The 15616-nt window shown below is 37.3% G+C and carries 16 protein-coding genes; 6 read left to right on the forward strand and 10 right to left on the reverse strand.

Annotated features, from left to right (window positions below; genetic code table 11):
* Positions 1-151: 151 nt before the first annotated feature.
* Positions 152-439, reverse strand: a complete 288-nt coding sequence (locus ACIQZD_RS05575; RefSeq protein ID WP_402899172.1) for a DUF2798 domain-containing protein — start codon at positions 437-439, stop codon at positions 152-154.
* A gap of 164 nt (positions 440-603) precedes the next feature.
* Between ACIQZD_RS05575 and ACIQZD_RS05580 the strand changes: the two genes are divergently transcribed.
* Both ACIQZD_RS05580 and ACIQZD_RS05585 read left to right on the forward strand, forming a co-directional pair.
* Complete coding sequence (locus tag ACIQZD_RS05580; protein ID WP_402899175.1) at positions 604-1467, forward strand: LysR family transcriptional regulator; 864 nt, start codon at positions 604-606, stop codon at positions 1465-1467.
* Between the two features lie 306 nt (positions 1468-1773).
* Positions 1774-2427, forward strand: a complete 654-nt coding sequence (locus tag ACIQZD_RS05585; RefSeq protein ID WP_402899178.1) for a hypothetical protein — start codon at positions 1774-1776, stop codon at positions 2425-2427.
* Between the two features lie 43 nt (positions 2428-2470).
* Here the strand turns inward: ACIQZD_RS05585 and ACIQZD_RS05590 are convergent, their stop codons facing one another.
* The 3 genes from ACIQZD_RS05590 to ACIQZD_RS05600 form a co-directional block, all read right to left on the reverse strand.
* Positions 2471-2725 (reverse strand): sigma-G-dependent sporulation-specific acid-soluble spore protein CsgA, encoded by a 255-nt coding sequence (locus ACIQZD_RS05590; protein WP_402899181.1) that lies wholly within the window; start codon positions 2723-2725, stop codon positions 2471-2473.
* Positions 2726-2834: 109 nt separating this feature from the next.
* Positions 2835-3032, reverse strand: a complete 198-nt coding sequence (locus ACIQZD_RS05595) for a helix-turn-helix transcriptional regulator (RefSeq protein ID WP_034309784.1) — start codon at positions 3030-3032, stop codon at positions 2835-2837.
* Between the two features lie 28 nt (positions 3033-3060).
* On the reverse strand, positions 3061-3552 hold the full coding sequence (locus ACIQZD_RS05600; protein WP_402899184.1) for a DUF6773 family protein: 492 nt from the start codon (positions 3550-3552) through the stop codon (positions 3061-3063).
* A 409-nt stretch (positions 3553-3961) separates the two neighbouring features.
* On the opposite strand from ACIQZD_RS05600, the gene ACIQZD_RS05605 reads away from it, so the two are divergent.
* A complete protein-coding gene (locus tag ACIQZD_RS05605) occupies positions 3962-4888 on the forward strand; it encodes an NAD(P)-dependent alcohol dehydrogenase (RefSeq protein WP_402899187.1) in 927 nt (308 codons plus the stop codon).
* Positions 4889-4991: 103 nt separating this feature from the next.
* On the opposite strand, the gene ACIQZD_RS05610 is transcribed toward ACIQZD_RS05605, so the two are convergent.
* The 3 genes from ACIQZD_RS05610 to ACIQZD_RS05620 all read right to left on the reverse strand — a co-directional run bounded on the left by ACIQZD_RS05610 (position 4992) and on the right by ACIQZD_RS05620 (position 6750).
* Positions 4992-5354, reverse strand: a complete 363-nt coding sequence (locus ACIQZD_RS05610) for a hypothetical protein (RefSeq protein WP_402899190.1) — start codon at positions 5352-5354, stop codon at positions 4992-4994.
* Between the two features lie 164 nt (positions 5355-5518).
* Positions 5519-6244, reverse strand: coding sequence for a ZIP family metal transporter (locus tag ACIQZD_RS05615; RefSeq protein WP_402899193.1), 726 nt, complete (start codon positions 6242-6244; stop codon positions 5519-5521).
* Positions 6245-6411: 167 nt separating this feature from the next.
* On the reverse strand, positions 6412-6750 hold the full coding sequence (locus ACIQZD_RS05620; protein WP_057276953.1) for a hypothetical protein: 339 nt from the start codon (positions 6748-6750) through the stop codon (positions 6412-6414).
* 204 nt (positions 6751-6954) lie between these two features.
* On the opposite strand from ACIQZD_RS05620, the gene ACIQZD_RS05625 reads away from it, so the two are divergent.
* Positions 6955-7449 (forward strand): L,D-transpeptidase family protein, encoded by a 495-nt coding sequence (locus tag ACIQZD_RS05625; RefSeq protein WP_402899969.1) that lies wholly within the window; start codon positions 6955-6957, stop codon positions 7447-7449.
* 81 nt (positions 7450-7530) lie between these two features.
* Here ACIQZD_RS05625 and ACIQZD_RS05630 read toward each other — a convergent pair whose 3' ends face one another.
* Positions 7531-7938 (reverse strand): hypothetical protein, encoded by a 408-nt coding sequence (locus ACIQZD_RS05630; RefSeq protein ID WP_402899197.1) that lies wholly within the window; start codon positions 7936-7938, stop codon positions 7531-7533.
* Here ACIQZD_RS05630 and ACIQZD_RS05635 point away from each other — a divergent pair.
* Positions 7923-8894 carry an NAD(P)/FAD-dependent oxidoreductase gene (locus ACIQZD_RS05635; protein WP_402899200.1) on the forward strand — a complete coding sequence of 324 codons (972 nt, stop codon included), beginning with the start codon at positions 7923-7925 and terminating at the stop codon, positions 8892-8894. The genes ACIQZD_RS05630 and ACIQZD_RS05635 overlap by 16 nt on opposite strands.
* A 196-nt stretch (positions 8895-9090) precedes the next feature.
* Here the strand turns inward: ACIQZD_RS05635 and ACIQZD_RS05640 are convergent, their stop codons facing one another.
* Positions 9091-12141 carry a DEAD/DEAH box helicase gene (locus tag ACIQZD_RS05640; protein ID WP_402899203.1) on the reverse strand — a complete coding sequence of 1017 codons (3051 nt, stop codon included), beginning with the start codon at positions 12139-12141 and terminating at the stop codon, positions 9091-9093.
* Between the two features lie 160 nt (positions 12142-12301).
* On the opposite strand from ACIQZD_RS05640, the gene ACIQZD_RS05645 reads away from it, so the two are divergent.
* Positions 12302-12703, forward strand: coding sequence for a (deoxy)nucleoside triphosphate pyrophosphohydrolase (locus tag ACIQZD_RS05645; protein ID WP_402899206.1), 402 nt, complete (start codon positions 12302-12304; stop codon positions 12701-12703).
* Between the two features lie 18 nt (positions 12704-12721).
* On the opposite strand, the gene ACIQZD_RS05650 is transcribed toward ACIQZD_RS05645, so the two are convergent.
* Entirely contained in the window at positions 12722-15532 is a 2811-nt protein-coding gene (locus ACIQZD_RS05650) for a DEAD/DEAH box helicase (RefSeq protein ID WP_402899209.1), read from the reverse strand.
* Between the last annotated feature and the right edge of the window lie 84 nt (positions 15533-15616).

Raw genomic sequence — 15616 nt, forward strand, 5'->3', positions numbered from 1 at the left:
ATGAAAGTAGCATGGTCTTGAAACTTTTTCAGGGAAACGCATAAAAAGCTCCCCATCATTTGGGCAGCTCTATATCAGTATTTTTTAAAATCCATATTCTTTACTGTTTTTCAGGAAATCCTTAAACCACATTTTATTACCGAAATTTTAATTATCTACTGGCCATTATCAATTTTCTTCTTCTAAAATCTTTCTCAATTATTAACGGTTTTTCTACAAAATTAATTCTTCTCATTATTTGTTGTATTACTCTCGGGAAAAAGTAAGCTCCAAAGAAAGCACAGATAAAAGCCTGTGACCAAGTTTTTAACCATGTAGATAGGAATGTATGATCATAACCCCTATTTATTGAGACTAATATAAATGAAATAAAAAAGGACATACTAAATGCCATTAAAAATGCAAAAATAATATTTCTGTATTTAACGTTAATATTCATTATTTTTCTACTTCAACTCCTGATTTAATAATTTTAGGTTCCTTGATATTTTTAATTTTCTGTTGTTCTGTTCCCAACTATATTTTATTTCTTTCATTTACATTAGAAAAACCAATTTTTATAATAAATCTATTAGAATTTCTAATGCAAAGGGGTTAGTGAGATTGAATTCGTATTATGCTTTTATCAAAACCATAGAAACAGGCAGTTTTACAAAAGCTGCTGAAGAACTTGGCTATACACAGTCCGCCATTAGCCAAATGGTGCATTCATTAGAGGAAGAGCTTTCCACCACTCTTATTTTACGTTCTCGAAAGGGGATTACACTGACACCAGATGGCGAGGAATTTTTGCCATATATCAGGAAGATTTGTAATTCACATAGGGAACTGACTGAAAAGCATAAAGAGATGGAGGGACTGCAAAGCGGCCTTATTCGAGTTGGCACATTTTCCAGTGTTACATGCCATTGGCTACCGGGATTGATCAAAGAATTTAAGGAACTTTACCCAACTGTTCATTTCGAATTACATCAAGGAAATTACACGGAAATCTCAAACTGGATTAAAGAAGGCAGCGTAGACTTTGGCTTTGTGAATTCAAATGTTACAGATCTAACTACGATTCCCTTGCAAGAAGACGAAATGCTGGCTGTAATGCCAGTAGATCATCCTTTAGCGTCTTCCACTAAAGTCTCATTGAAAGAATTGCTAAAAGATCCTTATATTCTGTTGGATGAGGGAGTTATCAATGAACCATTAATAATTTTTAAACAGAACAATTTTGAACCTGATACACAATACCGGGTATATGATCCTTATGCGATTATGTCCATGATTGAACAGGAGCTTGGCATTTCGATTTTACCGAAGCTGCTCCTAACTAAATGTCCCTATAATATTGTAACGAAAGCCATCTCCCCTTCTATTATCCGAACAATTACTTTGGCATACAAAGATAAAAGGGTATTGCCAATAGCAAGCAGGTATTTTATTGACTTTATTATTGAAAGGTATAGGGAAGCTTAATAAAATTTCCCTTCTAAAATAATGAAGGGAGTTCCTAACGAATGTTTATCCTTGAGCCTTTTGCAAACTGCATTGCTTTACTAAATCTGTTGCTGCAGGAATTCCTGAGCCTTATCCCGCCCTGGTTGCTTGTTTCATAAATCCTGGAATTTTCCCTATCGCTTTTACTTTTCATCTAATTTTCCCTTTAAATTATTTTTTTATAACTGACGTTTTTGATGCGAAGATAAATTGCAGTTGGTTTTAAATGGCACGTCAAATTCGCCTTTTCTGGGAAATAATAATCACGAAAGGAAGTGGATGTTGATGTCATTAGAATGGTTTGACAGAGTAAGCGGGGAATTGCAGGATCATCTTAAATCAATTTGTGAAAAATACGACCGCAATGGCAGTTTGATCGTGGAGCGCGGATCTAAGCATCCACGCATCGAGTTTTATACAGAGCTGGATGACAATGAGCGGGATTATTTTTCCACGCTGTTTTTTGATCCGTATAATGAAGAATTTTATATGGAATCGTTCGATCCGGATTTAGGGCAGATCAGCAAGGTCATCCTTTCGGACATTGAAGATATCGTCGATGCTATCCATGAGAGCTTCCATAACTATTTGGAAGAGGATGATGATGAGTACGATTACGAATATGATATGGATATGGATGATGATAATGATGATTTGTATGATTCAGACGCCGACGATTCCGAAATATACGAAATCGATGTAGATTGGGAAACGCCTGAAGTGACCGCCTATATCCAGGATAATGAAGTCGAGGTCACCTATCAATTCGGTATCGTCCAGGAAACAGGTGATGGTGTGCTGAAACGGATCAATCGGATTCGGACAGCGGATGATGACCTGATAAAGGATGAAACGAATTTCATTTTCAGCAAGGAAGAAGCAAGCACGATCATCGCCATGATAGCCAGTCATATGGATTCACTTAGTGAAATGGAATAAAACCAACAAAACCTTGTCCATGATCATCATGGACAAGGTTTTATCATATAATAATCAGTTCATATACCTCTGATAATTGCGTGACCCGTTCCGTATCACTAGCTTCCTTCGCATGTTTAATTTCCTGAGGAAGAATATGGTTAAGGAGACTGGCTTCTTTACCGGATAGTTTATTGACGAGTTCTTCTTCAGAATGAAATTTTCCGCTTTTGATTTTATTATAAATTTCCTGCGCTTCAGGATATTGGTCCGTATAGTTAGACAATATCTCACGTAAGTAACCAATCGTACGATCCATCAAACCATCCCTCTCGAATGTTAGATTTTTGCTTACATGCTATACCTTCCCCCATTTTTTGATGATAAATTCCTAAAAAAAAGATATCCAAGTCAATGGATACCCCTAATCAGTCTTCCTCCCAAAACAAATCATCCAATGTACGCGATAATGCTTTACAAATTCCGACACATAAACTTAATGAGGGATTATACTTTCCGGATTCAATCAATCCTATCGTTTGCCTGGATACGCCGACAATCTTGGCCAGTTCTTCTTGTGACAAGTCCTTTTCTACTCTCGCAAGCTTCAGTTTTATATTCTTCAAGGGAAAGCACCTACTATTTCTTATTATCTTAGCTATTCTTCATTCCGATTTTCTTCGCCAATAAGTATATACCACCAAAAAACAGTAGTAAAATCGGCAAATAGATCATAACGGATACAAACGATACCAATACAAAATACCATACGCCCTGGGAACTGCTATCGGCATAGGATAAAGCACTATTCACCCCCATGAATATAGCGATGATGAGTGCTAAAGCAACCGTCCCAAGAATCGTCTTCCTGCTCATCGGTGTTTTGCTGGTGCGGTCATGCATCTCCACTTCATCCCAGAATACACCTAAGAAAATGGAACGAGCTAAGTAATACAGCCCTCCTGCAACAATGATCACGAATTCCAGATATAACTCCCCGCTGCCTGCACCATATTTATATAGTTTGAAAAGTGCACTCACCAGGCAAATGGCCAAAATGACGTAATACATTTCTTTATAAATCTTATTTCTTACATTCTCAACCCGCTCATCCGTGATCTTTTTTGTTCGTTTGAATAGATTCATCTTTGATCGACCTCCAATAATTCCATCGCTTACCCTTATTATATGATTCATTTAACTTTTTGCAACATATATATTACATTTTATAATTTATAAATTGCAATATGTATAAAAAAAGATATCCATACATCAAGTATGGATACCTCACTAGCTTTATTTAGGGTTTTACTCGCAGGTTTTGGGGATTTACTCGTGAATTCTAGGATTTTACTCGTGAGTTTTGGAGTTTTACTCGTGAATTTCAAGCTTTTACTCGTGAATTACCATTAAACCAAGTATAGAGGGCAATGATGACAAAGACAGCCAATGATTTTATGACGGTGATCATGAATATGCTTCCATAATGTAGTTTTATATTGCAACTTATTACATAGTATTAAAAGATTGAATCCAAAAACTAAGGAGACTCGAGATGAAAGCAATGATATGCACGAAATACGGTTCACCTGATGTACTGGAGCTCCAAGAGGTAGCTAAACCAACTCCCAAGGACAATGAAGTTCTGGTAAAGGTCCATGCGGCAACAGTGGCTTCAGGGGACATAAGAGTCCGGAGTTTCAATAGCCCTTTCTTGTTATGGCTGCCGATGCGGATCTTCCTGGGTCTTAGAAAACCGCGAAAACCGATACTCGGAGTGGAGTTGGCCGGGGAGATAGAGGAAACAGGGAAGAATGTGAAAAAATTCAAAAAAGGTGACCAGATTTTTGCCATGACTGGAATGAATTTTGGGGCACATGCCGAATACACCTGTTTACCTGAAGACGGGCCCATGGCACTGAAGCCTGCCAATTTGACCTATGAGGAAGCGGCCGCCGTTTCTTTTGGGGGAACGACAGCTCTGCATTTTTTCAGAAAAGCCAATATCCAGGACGGACAAAAAGTCCTCATTTACGGTGCATCCGGATCGGTAGGGACTTCAGCCGTACAGCTTGCCAAATACTTTGGAACAGAAGTTACCGGAGTATGCAGTGCCGCTAATTTTGATTTGGTGAGATCATTGGGAGCAGATAAAGTGATTGATTATACGGAAGAGGACTTCACGGAAAGACAAGAGCGATATGACATCATCTTTGATGCAGTCGGAAAAAGCTCAAAAGCCACATGCAAAAAAGCACTAACCCCTAACGGGCGATACGTGTCCGTTGAAGGACAAGGAATAGCAAAGGTACTTACGGAAGATTTACTACTCCTCAAGGAGCTTATCGAAACTGGCAAAATAAAATCGGTCATTGATAAACGCTACCCGCTGGAACAGCTTCCCGAGGCACATAGATATGTAGAGCTAGGACATAAAAAGGGTAATGTAGTCATTACTTTGGTTGATCATGATAAACCCTGACAAAACCTTGCACATGTTTTAACTACCCTTTTGGACATGAAAATACCCCTTAGGCAAAGGATCTAAAGGGGTATGACGTCACGTGATTCAGTAGCCGCTTTCTTCACAGACATTCCTCCTTGCAAAATGTTAAGCTGAGGCTATTCAATGTGTAAATTCTAGCGGTAAAAATGAATAAATCACTGTAGTTATTTTCTACGTATTCTTCAATGATGCCCATTCCATTCCTGAATCTATCAACTAATAAATGCGTGTAGTTTTCATCCCAGGTAAACCTGTTGATTCGTTTAAGTTCATCTGCCAATACTTGAAACTTAAACTCCTCGACAAGAAGCTTCAATTGATACATTTTATCTCTATTTAAACAAAAGCAATTGTTTTCATTTTCATGATTTTCCCGGACGAATGTAATGAAACCATTTATATTATCCGCCAACATATTCGCTATTTGCATCTCGAAGTTCATTTCTAACATCTCCTCAATGTCTAAAATCTATATGAAGAGTGTATGATTTGAAATGATATTTTAACACCAACAATTCTTTTTCGAGATAGATTTCCTTGTGCATTTCCTTCTATGATAGAATTTATACAAAAAAAAATTGCCCCCTTCCTTCCAAGGGGACAATCTCACATCGAATCCAGAACCAAAGAGATAAGCAGGCCGGCAGCGGTGAATATGCCCGTGATCGGACCTCCGTCTTCAAATGCTTCAGGCATCATCGTTGAGGCAATCATGGCGATGATTCCGCCGCCTGCAAAGGCTGCCATCGCCGCCAGGACATAATCCGGGGCATGATCGAGGAATAGATAGCCCGACATCGAGGATAGTGCCGAAATGATCAGGACGGAAAACCACAGCAGCATGATTTTCTTCTTGGAATAATCACTTTTAAGCAGACCGGTTGTACTTGAGAGCCCCTCCGGAATATTACTGATGAAGATGGCAATGACCAATAGCCAGCTTACCGAGCCGCCGCTTATTAAGCTTGCGCCAATCATGATCGACTCCGGTATGGCATCCATCACCGTCCCGATGAAAATGGCTAGGCCCGCTTCCTTCGAAGAACTATTATTGGACCGTTTCCTTTTATCCGCACCTTTTTTGGAAATAAGAAAATCCAAGGCAGTAAACACGGCGGCCCCTGCTATGAATCCGATCCCCGTCGCCCAGATTCCTCCATCACTCACCGAATCAGCAAGCAGTTCATATGCCGCGGCACCAATCAATACACCCGTACCAAAAGCCATAATATAGCCAATGATGTTTTTCTTTATCGGAATGAAGATGGCGGCTAGTGCGCCAATCAGGACTGCAGAACCCGAAACCCCTCCCCAAAAGACCGCATTCCACATAGAATTCCCCCATTACCTGTTTATAGGATAGTGTACCCGGGTAGATGTTGGGGTAAACAAGGGGCTACTTTTTTTGAATTCCAGCAAAAAAAAGCAGTTATATTCGCTGCCATGGTTTTTGTGTATAGAATAGTAGAGTCGCTATGATTATCCTAGCCTTCGCTGCCTTATATGACTGATATTTGCGGTTTTCCTTCTTCTCTTTCACTAACCTTTTCAATTTTATCGACAAACATTTGAAAAACCTTTCTCTTTTCTTCCAGCTCTTTTATAGACTCTTTCAATTCGTTCAATTTTTGCTCGAAAGGTTTATGATAGAGCTCACGGATGTTTCGAATAATTTCATCATTTATAGTGGATTGTACAACTTGTTTGGTAATATTGAATTTATAGGAATAAACCTGAAGATCACGCTTAACTTCTTCATACTCTTTTTCTATCCCATTTAACACATCACTGATTTCTTCATTCCATTCTACTAAAGCCTTTTTCACATGTTCCTCCACCCTTATTCCCCCTCTTTAACTAACAAAAATCCATTTCGATAAAAACTTATTTTAACAAAAGTTCATTTCGGTTTCTTTTCGGCTAAGTTACTTAACATATAAGTTTCATTAAAAACAGATAACAGCTAACAACGATTTACGAAACACTTTTGAAAAATCACATAGAATGAAACATGACAACTATAACCTATGGAGGTGTTCAGACTGATTCATACAGTTAAACCAGGTGAAACACTGACACAGATATCCAGGGACTATCGGAAACCGCTATCGGCCATCATCGCTGCTAACCCGAACATAAATCCAAATGTCATTTATCCTGGTCAACCCATCATGATCCCTGGTTTTCCCCCTGCTGATACCATTCCATTTCAGATCGATGTGTCCGTTAACAATCGCAGGCTAAGACTGCTTAAAAATGGAGTACTGCAAAAACAATATCCAATCGCTGTTGGAAGAATGCTTTTCGGTACACCAGTAGGGCAATTCATCATCATTAATAAAGCCCCCAACCCCGGAGGCCCATTCGGTACAATGTGGATGAGTCTATCCAAGGAGCACTACGGCATTCATGGAACGAATGATCCCAGCTCGATCGGTAAAGCCGTCTCAAAAGGCTGTATTCGCATGCATAATCGGGACGTGGAGGAATTATCAAGAATTGTTCCAATCGGGACACCAGTTACTATTCATCCGTAATGTGTCTAGGGAAACCTGGACACTTTTTTTCATTCAAAAAAGGCAGGGATTTCCCCCTGCCAGTACAATAGTTTCGTTCAATCAATTCATATTGATTGGCCAATAATAAAACACTAGTGTAACCATGATGATCATGACGCCGCTGATCATTAAATAAGCTGGGTATCTGCGGGTGATGTTCATTTCTTTTTGCTCGTCTATTTCAATGGGGGTTTGAAGGATATTTGCCTGAAACTCCCTTTCTTCGATGGTGATCGTTCCATACTTGGAGCCAATGATAAGTGCGCCTATGCTTAAGAGTAAACCAATGATGACAGGATTGAGGTAAACGGGAAGGCTGATTCCGAACATGCCGAGACTTTCTCCGAGTATCACGCCAACGAATCCGAATACGATGCTCCAAAAGGCGCCTTCTTTCGTTACCTTCTTTGAAAATACACTTGATATGGCAATCGGTCCCCATGATGCCGCATATGCCCAACAAAGCAAGAAACGGCGACCTGCAAGCAATCGATGCATGCATAGGCTGTTTACAAGCCTGTATCGGTCACTATCATAAAGGACTGCCGATTGGCTGTGTCCAAAACCCAACAACAGGTAAAGAAGCATGGATCTTACCAGAATTAAAGAAAACAAGAAACAAACAGAATGTCCTAGTCATCGGCGCCGGACCTGGCGGATTACAGGCAGCCATAACAGCGGACTATCTCGGTCATTCCGTGACACTGATCGATCAAAGTAAATCAATCGGCGGCCTGCTTCGCACCATGCGCAAAGCACCAATGAGGCATGAACTCGCAGAATCAATGCTCGATAACTACTCCAGGAAACTAATGAGAAGCAATATAAATGTGCAATTAGGCAAAACCGCAACCGCCCAAGAAATATCCGAATCGAACCCGGACGCCATCATCTGTGCAACAGGCTCACGGCCCTATACACCAGCCATCGAAGGAATCGATGACCCACGGATCATCATGAGTGATGACCTCTTCAGCTCAACCAAAAACGTGGGGGAAAACATCTTGGTATTCGACTTTGGCGGTGACTGGCCCGGCATGGAAGCAGCCATCTACCTAGCCGAAAAAGGACATGGAGTCACACTCATATCATCACGACTGCACATCGGCGAAACCGTCCACCAATATCTCAGGAACGAATACCTAAAAAAACTATACAACCTAAACGTCACACTCCTACCCCATTACGACATCGGGGCAATCAAAGAAAATCAAGTCATCATCCGGAACCTATTCACCCAACAAAAACAAGAACTAACAAACTGGGACTCCATCGTCCTCTCCCTTGGCCGCATACCCAACACAGAACTATTCGAAGAAATGAAAGGCCATGCGCCTATTGTAAAACAGATTGGGGATTGCCTTGGGCCACGGACGATAGAGGAAGCGACGCATGAGGGGATGATGAGTGTGATTAGTTTATAAAAAGAGAAGAGACATTCCTTTGGGGGATGTCTCTTTTTCTTATAGCTTTCAATTGTCGCGGACTCTATCCACATATCACTTCTTTTGCATCGTTTAATTTAAATATCAAGACATCCACCTTTAATAAATCCTGTTTGCATTTAAAAAACGAGTTTCAAAATAACAAATTTAGTTAATAACCCCTTTCATATAAAATTTAGATGTGTAATGTTGACCTATTATCACTTTTAACCCCATCTATGTTTTCTATGATAGATGCATAGAAGGGTTTGTTAGAAAAGCGTTGATAATCACCAATTACATAAAACTCCTTTTTAGCTCGTGTAACAGCTACATTTAGTAAATTAGGCTTTGAACATGACCAATTAGCCGCTCCATCATTATTTTCATCTGTACCAGTTACCAAATATACAATGTCAGCTTCTTTCCCTTGAAATGTGTGAACAGTACCTACAGATTTCCCCAACCAATCCTCAATTTCTTCATTAGAAATTTGCATATTTTTCAGCCTCTGTTTTAGGACCTGTTTGATACCATCTTTCACTGCAGTAAAGGGAGAGATTATATATACATCAGGAGGAGTGGAGGCCTTTTCCCATAACTCAACAATATGATCTGCCACTAAATCTCCCTGCTCTGCTACGAACTGTCGATTTACAGCCAATCCTTTACAATCAAACCAGGCACTCCTCCCTCGACTCTTTTGAGCTAATACCATTTTATTATCATAGGCTATTTCATTCGCAATGGTAAACATAGGATCTAAGCATCTTCTGTGAACCCATAATGGTGTTCCAATCCATTGATCATAATTGTTAAGCATTCCGTACGGATTTGCTAGATCTGCTAATGTTTGAACAGAGGCACCCGTACCAATATATTTATCATCTACATTGGAGTACTTTCTAATATCCCCTAAAATTGTTTCATCGATTGTTACAACTGGTTCAATTTGGATTGGGTCACCTACTACTATTACTCTCTTTGATCTCCATATAGCACCTGCTGATTGCTGGGGACTTGCTTGTCCTGCCTCATCTATAAACAAGTAATCTATACATTCTTCTTCTACACCTTTATACATAGAGCTAAAACTTGCAAAAGTTGTACTGACCAACGGTGTAATTAAATGAACTGACTTCCAAATATTCTTAAGATATAATCTATGATCCTTATCATTAAGATTCAATTGTTTACGATTATTTAATAAGCGCAAAGTAGATTTGATTGCTTCAAAATTAAAAGCTAGCATTAATTTATGGAGTTTCATGGCCTTTAAAAACAGTAATCCCCTTGTGAAATTTAGTTCGTCGGTAAGCCAAATTGTATTTAATTGGCGCCGTTCGTATGCCTGCTTCGAATTTGACCAGTAGCCTTCCTCAGGTAAAGTTAGTCCTTGATTTTTATAATAATCTAACTGCTCTGCAAAAGTAGCTAGTTTTTCTTTTAATCCTTCTACCTTCCCTTTAGTCTCCTCAAGTTGTTTTCTTTTTAGGTAAAGCTCTTTTTCTACTTCTTTTAAGAATGAAATAATAACATTTAATTCCTTTTCCAATTCAATTTTTTTTATATTTTTTTTGAATAGGATTCTTTGCAAAAGGGATTGCTTAGGTAAGGTTTTAATTTGTTGTTCCGTCAATCGCTTTTGCTGTTCTAAATGTCTCATCTCATTCTCTATATTCATTTGTTCTTGCTCATGAATAGGTAGCTGATTCTCTAACTCTTTTAATAACATATCTGAAGCTTGTGTGCTCTTGTAATCATTGGAAAATTTTTGAAGTTTTTCTTTTTTTTCTCTTACCAATTCAAAAATATTCTGAAAATCCTTTACAGCATCTTCCCAATCTTTTAATTTTACTTGCTTACTATCCTGTTCTAATTGATGGAGAAAAGCATCTCCATTGTTATTACTACCATATAGCTTCCAACCAAATTTAGATATATTATCAGATTTTCCAAGAGCGCCAGAAAAAAGTCCCCAGGTATCACTGTTGTCACCTAAAAGTTCTTTTGCTGCTGATGGGTACATAGATAAATCTTTCGCCTCTTTAGCATACAATTCATCATAATCTTTGAATTTACTTTTTCCAGCATGACGAATAATTTCATCCTTTTTAGGAAGGTCCTTTGAGATATTTTCAACAGCCCCATTATTGCTTGAAGCAACAACCATAGAATACTTATTTAATGTTGAATCTAATAAATAGATAGGATAGTGATAACCTTTTAGATTGATTGTTTTTACTTTCTTAAAACAATCAGTGGGATTATTAAATTGCACCATTCCTTTTCCTCTTTCGACTACAATGTTAGCAAAAACATCTTTTAATAACGTGGTCTTCCCTGTTCCTGGCGGTCCATTGACAGAACTAATTTTTTGGTCATTCTTTAAGATTTGATTTACAGCTACTTGCTGCATTAATGACAATCTATGATCTACTGGTGACGGCCAGCGACCATCTGGCATGTTTTTAGGCTGTAAGACTTCTTCAATATATCCTTGATTTTCATTAATATCTATTCGTTCTTCAATCCCTTTTCCTTCAATAAACTGACCAAGTGTTTCATTCTCTCCTTTCTTTAGTATTTGTTCTAAGTCTTCTTGGTAGAAGCTGTTAAATTTCTTAGATCTAGGTTCTTGGTCTGCATTAGTAACTTCCATCCCCAAATAGTTTAGTTGTTCATTTTCTAATCGATGAAAATACTGCTGGTAAACTTGCTGAATCTTTATTAAAGACTCTTTTGTTACTCCATTAATAAAGATGGTCTGTGCCTGTTCCTCAAACAGTTCCAATTGGCTCCGAAAAGGTGTGCTGAGATCCTGGTAATTCACTTTTGAATTTTCCATCATCATTTTCATTACATACATAAGAAAAGGAACAAACATAGAATTTTTTACATATTGCCCCCTGTTGTCCACCGAAAAGGAAAAACTAAATAAAGTTTTACGCTCCTTATTAATAATCTCGTCCTTATTTTTAAAATTATCGCGTAAAAAACGGACAAGTTTATGATAATCAAAACAGGATAGATAATACTGGTATCGAACTTGATATTTGTCTTTATCTTTTAATTGATCCTTCTCCCAAGGGTTCTCATGAAACTTTATCAAACGTGTTTTATCCCTATTTTGATTATCTTTAAAATAATTTCCTTTTATATCACCTTTACCAGGAACCTCGCTTGGTACTAATGATTCTAATAAGAGCCATGCCTTAAGAACTGACTTTATTCTGTTTATTTCCATCTTTTCACTCCCATTTTTAACTTTTCATTTACCTTAATGCTGAATCCGAAAGATTTTCAAAATTTATTACAATTATATCACTTACCCAATTTTTGTATTTATCACAAACCTCACTTAATCATGATATTATTTAATCATAGCAAACCTATAGGAGGATAACATGAAGAAGCAAGTTAAAGTAGTTGCAGCCATCATTGAAAATGAAAAAGATGAAATACTATGTGCGTTACGCTCTCCAGTTATGAGCATCCCGAATATGTGGGAATTCCCAGGTGGAAAAGTAGAAATGGGAGAAGATATTTTTACTGCTTTAAAAAGAGAGATTGATGAGGAATTACAATGCAAGGTTGAAACAGAGACTTCAATCTTTAATGATAATACGCATGAGTATAAAACCTTCATTATTAACCTACTGTCAATAAAATGTAGAATCATTGGAGGTACCCCAACTGCCAATGAGCATTCTAAACTGATATGGTTAAAGCGAGAGAATCTAAGTTCTCTAAAATGGGCCCCTGCAGACATTCCAGCTGTGGAACAATTAATAAATGAAAAAAAATAGTCTTCTCAAATGAGAAGACTATACTCTTTTAGTGAACTCAGTATATAAACTAGCTGGGACTTCATTCTCTAATTTCATTGTAACGGTAATTGGCTTTTCCCCTTCATATTCCACCGTGTTACCCTTACCGATATAAATATACGGTTCTGTCTTTCCGTCTATTTCTTTATACTTTCTAATAAACAAATGTAAATGTATCCCTCTATCCTGGTTGAATACAATATTTTTTCCTCTCTCAGAAATTGGGGCAGTACTATTTGGAGTCTGCCATTGAAAAATGCGCTCGTTTATAAATTCATCGTGGTAATTAATACTTTCCTTAATATCTTCTTCCTTGTGCAAATCAATAAATAAGAAGTAGTGATTTCCATTTGAAAGTAAACCAGAACCCCTAAAGGCACTGTGACTTTTGCGATAATTTGATAGTAATGCAGCATCACCCATTTGATATTGCTCATACAACTTCAAATGTGGCACACCATAGTAGTCTTCTTTAAATTCCTTTTCATATCTAAAGATTCCATAAATAATAAGATCTTCGATATACGTTCTATATTCTTCATTCTGTAGAACCTTTTGATAAGAAGATGTCTTAGTTAAATGACCATTTTCAAGAGCAAATAACTTCAAGTTCCTCTTTTTCTGACCTGGATCATAAAAATCCTGATTTAGACACTGCAAGGCATGCAATACGCTATCTTCATCTACCTCTTTAGCCAACTTCAATATCTCACGTTTTGCGGTTTCTAAAGAAATATCATCATGATCCAATAGATATTTAGCAATAGCAAATTCATACACTCGCTTTAGAGGTAACTTACACGATAATTCTCTTAATACTCCTTCAAAAGCTTCGTCTAGTAATAGCCTTTTCAAGGAATCTTCTTTTTCTACCTTAGCTACAAATTGCAAATAGGTTTTATCGCGATTAATAAACTTAATCGGATCTGGAGCTCCATCAAATTTCATATAATCCATTAATAATAAAGGAATTTTACCTTGATTCATTTTCTTAAATTCAAAGTACTCTTCCTTCAAATACTTCAAAGAATTAAAGTTTTCCTTATCAATCTGCGCTAATATCCGTTCTTCAGAAATTTTATCCATTTGAATATGCGTACAACCTGGAATATTTGCAAAACCAGTCGCTATAGCAACCTTCAAGCTCTCTTTATCATAATAACGGCTTCCATTCAAAGCGATTGCAATTAAGAACGTTTTACTATGATTCCCGATGAAATCAAGTACCGTTAGGAAGGTCTTGTCTTTATGTTTACGAAGTCCTCTTCCCAGCTGTTGAATAAAAACAATCGGAGAGTTAGTAGGTCTAAGCATTAAGACAGTATTAACAGAAGGAATATCAACACCCTCATTAAAAATATCAACGGTGAAAATAAATTCTAAATCATCATGGTCATCTTCTAGCTTATTTATATAATACGCTCTCTGCTCGACTGAATCATTACCAGATAAACAGATACTTTGAATACCTCTACTATTAAATTCTTGTGCCATATATTGTGCATGTTCAACGGTTACGCAAAAACCTAGACCTTTTCTTTTTTCACCGTCATGGCCATAGAAATTCATATTCTTAATAATAAAGTCGACTCTCTCGTTAACCTTTAATCTCTTCGTTATCTCCGCTACATCGTCAATATCTACATCACTTAAATCAATTCCCTCAATGTCGGTAATACCAAAATAATGAAAGGGAATCACAAGTTCATCCTCTAAAGCCTCATGTAAACGAACTTCTAATGCAACATTATTATCAAATAGGTCAAAGACATTTTGTTGATCGCTTCTCTCTGGAGTAGCTGTCATTCCTAATGTGAATTGTGGGTCGAAATATTCTAGCACTGCTTGATAACTAGGACTTGTCGCATGATGAGCCTCGTCAAAAATAATATAATCAAATTCGTCTCGTTTAAATTCCTCGTAGCATTTAGACACAGTTTGTATGGTGGAGAAAGTATAATCAGCGTTTTTTTGCTTTTGATTCCCAGTCAGTAATCCAAATGTCAGTTTTTCATTAGAAAGGAGCTTTTCAAAGGTCTCTTTTGCTTTTTTTAATATTTCTTCTCTATGTACAATGAACAGTAATCTTTTAGGCTTGAATCCCTTTACGTCAAAAGCAGACATATATGTTTTACCCGTCCCTGTTGCTGCTATAACTAAGGCCTTCTTTTCCCCAAACGATCTAATCCTCTCAAGGTTTTCAACCGCACGTTTTTGCATGTTATTAGGAATGATATATTCAGAGCTTTCATAAATAAATTGATGCGTATTCGTATAGCCCTTTAATTTACTCAAAAACTCTTCATACTTACTAATGAAATTGTCATCCGCTACGACACTACTATTCCATAAGCCATCATATTCCTTAAGAACATCTTTAAGAAATTGAGCATCTTCTTTAGCAATAATCTCAACATTCCACTCAATATTACTCTTAAGGGCACTTTGAGTAATATTAGAAGAACCAATAATCACCTTATAACGATCCTGAAATTCAAAAATATACGCTTTCGTATGAAAACCAATCGCCTTATCTGTTTCAAAAATTTTCAAATGAATATTACTAAACTCATTTATTTTCTTTAAAGCCTTCGCTTCAGTAAAATTCAGATAAGTAGAAGTAATAATCTTCCCCTTTACTCCCCTTTTCTCCGCTCCCTTAAATGTATCTAATAAAAGCTGTAGTCCACTATAATTAATAAAGGCCACGCTGAAATAAAACTTTTCACACTCATTTATTGAAGAAATTAACTCATTTAATAAATTCCCCTTGTCTGAATTGACAATTAGCTTTTTCTCGATGCTCATGATTTGCTCCTGACTGTGGTTATATAAATAAGAGGATTTTTAGATATTAATTATATAATTTTATTAAATCGTGGAACAATAATA

Origin of the sequence: Peribacillus sp. NPDC096447, from assembly GCF_044762725.1 — a bacterium.
In the GTDB taxonomy this organism is placed as follows: Bacteria; Bacillota; Bacilli; order Bacillales; family DSM-1321; genus Peribacillus.